Source organism: Streptomyces sp. 13-12-16 (assembly GCF_002114215.1).
GTDB lineage: Bacteria > Actinomycetota > Actinomycetes > Streptomycetales > Streptomycetaceae > Streptomyces.
The window spans coordinates 1-2,782 of record NZ_NCTE01000795.1 but is presented as its reverse complement, the minus strand read 5'-3'; the positions used below and the strand labels follow the sequence as shown (position 1 = coordinate 2,782).

Below are 2,782 nucleotides of genomic sequence, written 5' to 3'. Positions count from 1 at the left end.
GCCGCCGGCCCGGACCTGACGGCGGCGGAGGCGGCGCTGCGCGCGACCACGGCCGCCGGCCGCCGCACCAGCCTGCTGGTCACGCTCGTACTCGGCGGCCTGACCGCCACGCCACCCCTGGCGATGGACATGTACCTCCCCGCCCTGCCGGAGGTCACCCGGTCCCTGCACGCGTCCGCCGCCACCGTCCAGCTCACGCTCACCGCCTGCCTGGCCGGCATGGCGCTCGGGCAGCTGGTGGTCGGCCCGATGAGCGACCGCTGGGGCCGCCGCCGGCCGCTGCTCGTCGGCCTCGCGGTCTACGTCGTCGCCACCGCGCTGTGCGCCTTCGCGCCGACCCTCGAGCTCCTCGTCGCCTTCCGGCTGGCGCAGGGCCTCGCGGGCGCGGCCGGGATCGTCATCGCGCGGGCGGTGGCCCGCGACCTGTACGACGGCGTGGCCATGGCCCGCTTCTTCTCGACCCTCATGCTGATCTCCGGGGTCGCGCCGATCGTGGCGCCGCTCATCGGCGGGCAGATCCTGCGGATGACGGACTGGCGGGGCGTGTTCGTCGTGCTGACCGTCGTCGGGGCGCTGCTGACGGCCGTCGTCTGGGCGAAGCTGCCGGAGACGCTGGCCCCCGCCGACCGGCACGGCGGAGGCGTCGGCGAGACGTTCGGCTCGATGCGCCGGCTGCTCACCGACCGCGCGTTCACCGGCTACACGCTCACCGGCGGCTTCGCCTTCGCGTCCCTCTTCGCGTACGTCGCCGCCTCCCCGTTCGTCATCCAGGAGATCTACGGCGCCTCCCCGCAGACGTTCAGCCTGCTGTTCGGGCTCAACTCGATCGGGCTGGTGATCATGGGGCAGATCAACGGCAAGGTGCTGGTCGGCCGGGTCCGGCTGGACAAGGTGACCGGTCTCGGGCTGGTCGTCGTGGTCGTCGCGGCGGTCGCGCTGCTGCTGATGTCGCTGGGCACGTTCGGCGAGGTCGGGCTGGTGCCGGTGGCCGCCGCGCTGTTCGTGCTGATGTCCGCGATGGGCATCACCCTGCCGAACACGCAGACGCTCGCCCTGATGCGCACCAGGCACGCCGCCGGCTCCGCGTCGGCGCTGCTCGGTACGACGTCCTTCCTCATCGGCGCGATCGCCTCCCCTCTGGTCGGGGTCGCCGGGGAGGACACCGCCGTCCCGATGGCCGTCGTCCAGCTAGCCGCCGCCCTCGTGGCACTGGCCTGCTTCCTGGGAATGTGCCGTCCGCGCAACGGATGGGCCGGTGCGAAGGGCGGGGGCATCTGAGCGCGCCCAGACTGCGCCACGGCACACCGGAACGGGCCGGGCTCGACGCACCGGAACTCCGCCGCCTGGTCCGGGAGGTCCACGCCCGGACCCGTGGCGAGCGGCCCTGGGCGGCGGGCGCCGTCGTGGTCGTCGGGCGCGGCCCGGTGCTCGCCGTCCGGGAGGCGGCGGGCTGGGCCGTGCGCTACGCGGCGTACGACGAGGAGACGGACACCCCGGTCGAACTGCCGCCGGCCGAACGCGTCCCGATGACCGTGGACACCCCCTTCGACCTGGCGTCCCTGACCAAGCTGTTCACCTCGGTGGCGGCGGTGCAGCAGATCGAACGGCGCACGCTGGGCATCGACGCGCGCGTGGGCGCGTACCTGCCGGACTTCACCGGGGCGGCGCGCCACGGGACCACCGTCCGCCAGCTGCTCACCCACACCTCCGGGCTGCGCCCCGAACTCCCGCTGTACGACTGCGCCGACGACGCGGAACGGCTGGCGCTGCTGCGCGCGGAGCGGCCCGTCGGGGCGCCCGGCACGTACTGCTACTCCGATCTGAACATGCTGCTGCTCCAGCACGTCCTGGAACGCATCACCGGCCGGACGCTCGACGTCCTCGTGCGGGACGGCATCACCCGGCCGCTGGGCATGACGGCGACCGGCTTCGGGCCGTGCCCGTCCGCGGCGGCGACGGAGGACCAGCGGCGGCCGTGGGCCAAGGCGGACCGGGGGATGCTGCGGGGCGAGGTGCACGACGAGAACGCGTGGGCGCTGGGCGGGGTGGCGGGCCACGCGGGGCTGTTCTCCACGGCCGGGGACCTGGCGGTCTTCTGCCGCACGCTGCTGGCGGGCGGTTCGTACGGTCCCGCACGCATCCTCGGCCCCGACTACGTGGACCTGCTGTTCACCCCGCCCGGCCTGGGCTTCGCCCTGGACCAGCCGTGGTTCATGGGGGAACTGGCGGGGCGGGGGGCCGCGGGCCACACGGGTTTCACGGGCACGTCCCTGGTCCTCGACCGTGTCACGGACACGTACGTGATCCTCCTGGCGAACACGGTCCACCCCCGGCGTCCGGTGTCACCGGACAGCGGACCGAGGGCACAGGCGGGGACGCGGGTGGCGCGGGCGGTACGGGGGATGTGAGCGCCGCTCTCGGTGGTGGGCGCTGCTCTCGGTGGTGGGCAGTGCTCTTGATGTGAGCGCTGCTCTTGATGTGAGCGATGCTCTTGATGTGAGCGATGCTCTCGATGTGAGCGGTGCTTCCGGCGTGAGCGGTGCTTCAACAAGTGAGCAGTGCTCCCGGTGTGAGCGGTGCTTCCGCAGGCGAGCGGTGCTCCGTCCCCTTCTCGTCCTCGTAGAATCACCGGGTGAACGCCCCCGCTCCCCTGCCCACCGCCGACACCCTCCGTACCGCCCTCGCCGGGCTGCTCGACGGGATTCCGGCGCGGCAGGCCGCGCAGGCCGTCGAGCGGCTGATCGCCAACTACCGGGGCGCGACCCCGACCGAGGCGCCGATC

2 protein-coding genes and 1 pseudogene are annotated in these 2,782 nt (G+C 73.6%); all 3 read left to right on the top strand.

Features of this window, described 5'->3' with window-relative positions; translation table 11 throughout:
- Nucleotides 1-15: 15 nt before the first annotated feature.
- Nucleotides 16-1,278: a multidrug effflux MFS transporter gene (locus tag B7767_RS29130; RefSeq protein WP_085574767.1), complete on the top strand. Its 1,263-nt coding sequence runs from the start codon at nt 16-18 to the stop codon at nt 1,276-1,278.
- Nucleotides 1,248-2,408 (top strand): serine hydrolase, encoded by a 1,161-nt coding sequence (locus B7767_RS29125; protein WP_085574766.1) that lies wholly within the window; start codon nt 1,248-1,250, stop codon nt 2,406-2,408. Before B7767_RS29130 ends, B7767_RS29125 begins: the two co-directional genes overlap by 31 nt.
- 224 nt (nt 2,409-2,632) lie before the next feature.
- Nucleotides 2,633-2,782: pseudogene (locus B7767_RS48445) on the top strand (rRNA methyltransferase); the annotation flags it as partial.

What these genes read in the sequence shown, in the direction of transcription:
- B7767_RS29125 (WP_085574766.1), top strand. Translation starts at nt 1,248, where the DNA reads ATGGGCCGGTGCGAAGGGCGGGGGCATCTGAGCGCGCCCAGACTGCGC.